This window comes from Vibrio sp. 704, assembly GCF_033339295.1.
Genome location: NZ_JAWOUH010000040.1, coordinates 1 through 4,679, shown reverse-complemented (window position 1 = coordinate 4,679; position 4,679 = coordinate 1). Strand labels below are relative to the sequence as shown.

General features: G+C 52.3%; 3 protein-coding genes and 1 pseudogene. 1 reads left to right on the top strand and 3 read right to left on the bottom strand.

The window, feature by feature from the left end; genetic code table 11:
* Window positions 1-74: 74 nt before the first annotated feature.
* Window positions 75-1,838: pseudogene (locus R7R24_RS24060) on the top strand (Tn3-like element ISKox2 family transposase); the annotation flags it as partial.
* Window positions 1,839-1,890: 52 nt separating this feature from the next.
* Here R7R24_RS24060 and R7R24_RS24055 read toward each other — a convergent pair.
* The 3 genes from R7R24_RS24055 to R7R24_RS24035 all read right to left on the bottom strand — a co-directional run bounded on the left by R7R24_RS24055 (window position 1,891) and on the right by R7R24_RS24035 (window position 4,499).
* A complete protein-coding gene (locus R7R24_RS24055) occupies window positions 1,891-2,436 on the bottom strand; it encodes a recombinase family protein (RefSeq protein ID WP_109376060.1) in 546 nt (181 codons plus the stop codon).
* Between the two features lie 291 nt (window positions 2,437-2,727).
* On the bottom strand, window positions 2,728-3,492 hold the full coding sequence (locus tag R7R24_RS24045; RefSeq protein ID WP_001389365.1) for an IS6-like element IS6100 family transposase: 765 nt from the start codon (window positions 3,490-3,492) through the stop codon (window positions 2,728-2,730).
* A gap of 506 nt (window positions 3,493-3,998) precedes the next feature.
* On the bottom strand, window positions 3,999-4,499 hold the full coding sequence (locus tag R7R24_RS24035; protein ID WP_000376623.1) for a GNAT family N-acetyltransferase: 501 nt from the start codon (window positions 4,497-4,499) through the stop codon (window positions 3,999-4,001).
* Window positions 4,500-4,679: the final 180 nt, after the last annotated feature.

Genomic DNA, 4,679 nt, shown 5'->3' with positions numbered 1-4,679 from the left:
CGTAGCTGCAATCCTGCTTGCTCAAAATCTATTCAAACATGGTTGCGCTTTGGGGAAATTATGAGGGGATCCCTCAGTGCCAAGCAGGTAAAGGCTCAGAAGCATTAGTGACCCAGCTCAAAACCACAAAAACAGAACTATTAGCAGGTAATACATTGCAAACAATGGATAGTACACTTATCCAACAAAAACATCGTCCATGGTTAATTAACAAGGATGTTGTTCATCCACAGCGATACGAATGGTTGCTTTACCGTCAACTGGCTTCTCGGCTTAATGGTCGAATTTACTTATCAAACGTCACTAAATATCGTGCGCTAGAAGACGACTTAATTGCATCGTCAATACAGCCTGATCTATTGGCATCATCAACATTGGAAAAGCTAAAGCAGCCGATTCAGAAGCTACTGCAAGTAAAACAAATACGCTTAACAACATCCCTAGAAGATGTTGCTCGTCACATTGATAATGGTGATAACCGCAATGTGATCATGAAGAGCCGAAGTGGCACACGATGGCGACTGCCAGTTAAAGGCTCCCAATCACTTGTCAACAACCCTTTCTTTAAACAAATGATCCCCGTCAGTATTGCTGATGTGTTGCGTTATGTTGAACAAGAAACCAACTTTATGCAATGCTTCGCACACGTGCTGCCAATACAAAAACAAGTAGGCGCCAATCAGGATGATTTATTGGCTATTCTAATTGCGAATGCGACACATCGCGGCGTATATGGGATGGCACAAATATCTGATCGCAGTTATGAGCATCTAAGCACTATACAAGCTAATTATATTAGGCCTGAAACCTTGCAAGAGGCTAGTGATATCATCAATAACGCAGTAGCGGCACTCCCTATTTTCCGCCACTATCACATCCAAGAAGACGTCCTGCACGCCAGTACCGATGGGCAAAAATTTGAAACTCACCTTGAGACTTTTAAAACTCGCTACTCCTCGAAATACTTCGGCACCAACAAAGGTATTACGGCCATGACGTTAGTTGCCAATCATAGTGCGTTAAATGCCCGTATCATAGGATCTAATGAGCATGAGTCCCATTATATTTACGACTTACTACAATCTAATACTAGTGATCTTAAGCCAGATGTCCTCTCAACCGACACCCATGGTGTTAATCATGTTAATTATGCCTTATTGGATTTATGCGGTTATAGTTTTGCGCCTAGGTATGCTCAGTTCACCAGTGTGATCAATGACCTATTTAACGTAACTGAAAGCGACGACGGAAACACGCATCTGGCGCTGAAAAAGCCGATAAAAATGAATGTGATTGAAGAAGGCTGGCAGGATATTCAGCGTATTGTGTTATCCCTTCAAGAAAAACGCACAACACAGGCATTGCTAGTACGCAAATTATCTGGTTATCCATCTAGACACCCTATATTACAAGCATTAACGGAATATAATAGGCTCATCAAAGCCCAATATTTACTTGATTATATTGATGATGCAAGTCTGCGCCAATATGTTCAACGAGCACTGAACCGAGGCGAAGCCTGGCATTTCCTCAGGCGAGCTATTGCATCGGTCAATCGTGACCAGTTCCGTGGAAAAAACGAATCAGAAATAGTCGTCTGGAACGAGTGTGCCCGTTTGACGGCAAATGCTATTATCTACTTTAACTCGATGATCCTAAGTCATCTATTACTGCACTTTGAAGAAGTTGGTGACGAGGAAAAAGCAGCAATAACTCGACAAGTATCACCCGTTGCATGGCAGAACATTAATCTGAGCGGCACTTATCAGTTCGCTAGTAACCGCAAACTACCTGATTTACAGGAAATAACTAGGCCTATTGTTGAAAATGAAGTCTAAAATGAAAGGTAACCCAGCTCCACAAGCCATTAACTGCGAGGGTTGTGGCGATTTATGTTACTTTAGAGGGGAAAATCCCTAGAACCCCAAAGTGTTTTGCAACTTCAGCTTTCGTTATCTCTACATCCGACAGCATGGCCCTTGCCTTCCTGGCGTCTTCATCTGACATGGCCAAGGGTCGCCCACCGCGTCGCCCTCTTGCCCTTGCTGCCTCCAACCCGGCCCGTGTGCGCTCTTGCAGTCGTGCGCGTTCGTATTCAGCCAAGGCCGCAAACACATGGAACACTAGAGCCCCGTTCGCCGTTGTGGTGTCTATGTCTGATTGGGTTAGGGAGCGGAACCCGATCCCCTGGCGCTTCAACGAGCTGACTATCTCGATCAGGTCTTTGATGCTCCTTCCCAGTCGGTCTAAGTGCCACACAATCAACGTATCCCCTTCCCTCAAGGTATCTAGGCACCGTTCAAGCTCTGGGCGTTCTGTGCTGGCCCCTGATAGCTTCTCAACGTAAACGCGCTGACACCCGGCCTTGTCCAGGGCGTCCAGTTGCAGCGCCGTTTCTTGCTTGTCCCTTGATACCCTGGCGTAACCTATCAGCATGTAACCTCCAAAAAACGCGCCTTTTCTTTCCTTGATATTTTGACGGGTTATTTTACGTGAAAAGCGGCAGGATCGGGGAGGTGGCTGTCATTTTCAGAAGACGACTGCACCAGTTGATTGGGCGTAATGGCTGTTGTGCAGCCAGCTCCTGACAGTTCAATATCAGAAGTGATCTGCACCAATCTCGACTATGCTCAATACTCGTGTGCACCAAAGCGAGGTGAGCATGGCGACGGAGGCTCTGTTGCAAAGATTGGCGGCAGTCAGAGGTAGGCTGTCGCTCTGCGCCGATCAGGCGGCTGCTGCGAAATGGTGGTTGAGCATGCCCATGGCCTCCGTCAGCGCCGAGGGCCCAATGCCAAAAGCTCTCTCCACAAGGCGCACCTCGCCCCTGATGCCGGGCTGCAGGCACCAGGGGCGAGCCTGTCCTTTGCGCAGGGCTCGCATGACTTCGAATCCCTTGATCGTGGCATAGGCCGTGGGGATCGATTTGAAACCGCGCACCGGCTTGATCAGTATCTTGAGCTTTCCGTGATCGGCCTCGATCACGTTATTGAGATACTTCACCTGCCGGTGGGCCGTCTCCCGGTCCAGCTTTCCTTCGCGCTTCAATTCGGTGATCGCTGCACCATAGCTCGGCGCTTTGTCGGTATTGAGCGTGGCAGGCTTTTCCCAGTGCTTCAGGCCTCGCAGGGCCTTGCCCAGGAACCGCTTCGCTGCCTTGGCGCTGCGGGTCGGCGACAGGTAGAAATCGATCGTGTCGCCCCGCTTGTCGACTGCCCGGTACAGGTAGGTCCACTTGCCCCGCACCTTGACGTAGGTTTCATCCAGGCGCCAGCTCGGATCAAAGCCACGCCGCCAGAACCAGCGCAGCCGCTTCTCCATCTCCGGGGCGTAGCACTGGACCCAGCGATAGATCGTCGTATGGTCGACCGAAATGCCGCGTTCCGCCAGCATTTCCTCAAGGTCGCGATAGCTGATCGGATAGCGACAATACCAGCGCACCGCCCACAGGATCACATCACCCTGGAAATGGCGCCACTTGAAATCCGTCATCGTTCCGTCCGTCCAATCTCCGCCAAGCATGCTCAAGCTTCACGATTTTTGCAACAGAGCCCACACGAGTATTGAGCATAGTCGAGATTGGTGCAGATCACTTCTGATATTGAACTGTCAGGAGCTGGCTGCACAACAGCCATTACGCCCAATCAACTGGTGCAGTCGTCTTCTGAAAATGACATTTGGTATCTCTCATAAACGGATGTTTTTGAGAGAACTATCTTCGGCCTTCACACGCACGAAAGGCGGCGAAGCTCCGCCGTTAATCCGTCCGCCGGAGATCTCGCCCAGGCAGGCTGAAGGCCGAGCAAGCCTGACAGGCCCGAAAAGCCCGGCACGGGCGTCGGCGGCGATGACGGCGGCGGCATTATCCAGGGTTGATGATGGAAGTGGAGGATATCGACAACCTCTCGCGCAACCAAGACATCGCGGTCGGACTGCAAGTGATCTTGAAGCCACGGGCCCGTCCCACCCCGACATGGACCTCGATGCCCGAACGGACGTTAGATTTCGAGTTCTAGGCGTTCTGCGATGAAGGTTGGATCCCAGCCGGGATTGAAAGTGTCGACGTGGGTGAATCCGAGCCGCTCGTATAGGCCACGCAGGTTCGGGTGGCAGTCGAGCCGCAGCTTGGCGCACCCCTGCGTTCGCGCGGCATGGCGGCAAGCCTCGATCAGCGCGGAGCTGACACCCCGGCCCGCATGTGTCCGTCGCACCGCGAGCTTGTGCAGATATGCGGCCTCCCCCTTGAGGGCGTCGGGCCAGAACTCGGGATCCTCGGCCGACAAGGTGCAACAGCCGACGATGCCGTCGCTGCAACTCGCGACTAGGAGCTCGGATCTCAGGACGAAGGTCTCCGCGAATGTCCGGTCGATCCGCGCGACGTCCCAGGCGGGCGTTCCCTTGGCGGACATCCACGCCGCAGCGTCGTGCATCAGCCGCACAACCTCGTCGATATCACCCGAGCAGGCGACCCGAACGTTCGGAGGCTCCTCGCTGTCCATTCGCTCCCCTGGCGCGGTATGAACCGCCGCCTCATAGTGCAGTTTGATCCTGACGAGCCCAGCATGTCTGCGCCCACCTTCGCGGAACCTGACCAGGGTCCGCTAGCGGGCGGCCGGAAGGTGAATGCTAGGCATGATCTAACCCTCGGTCTCTGGCGTCGCGACTGCGAAATTTCGCGA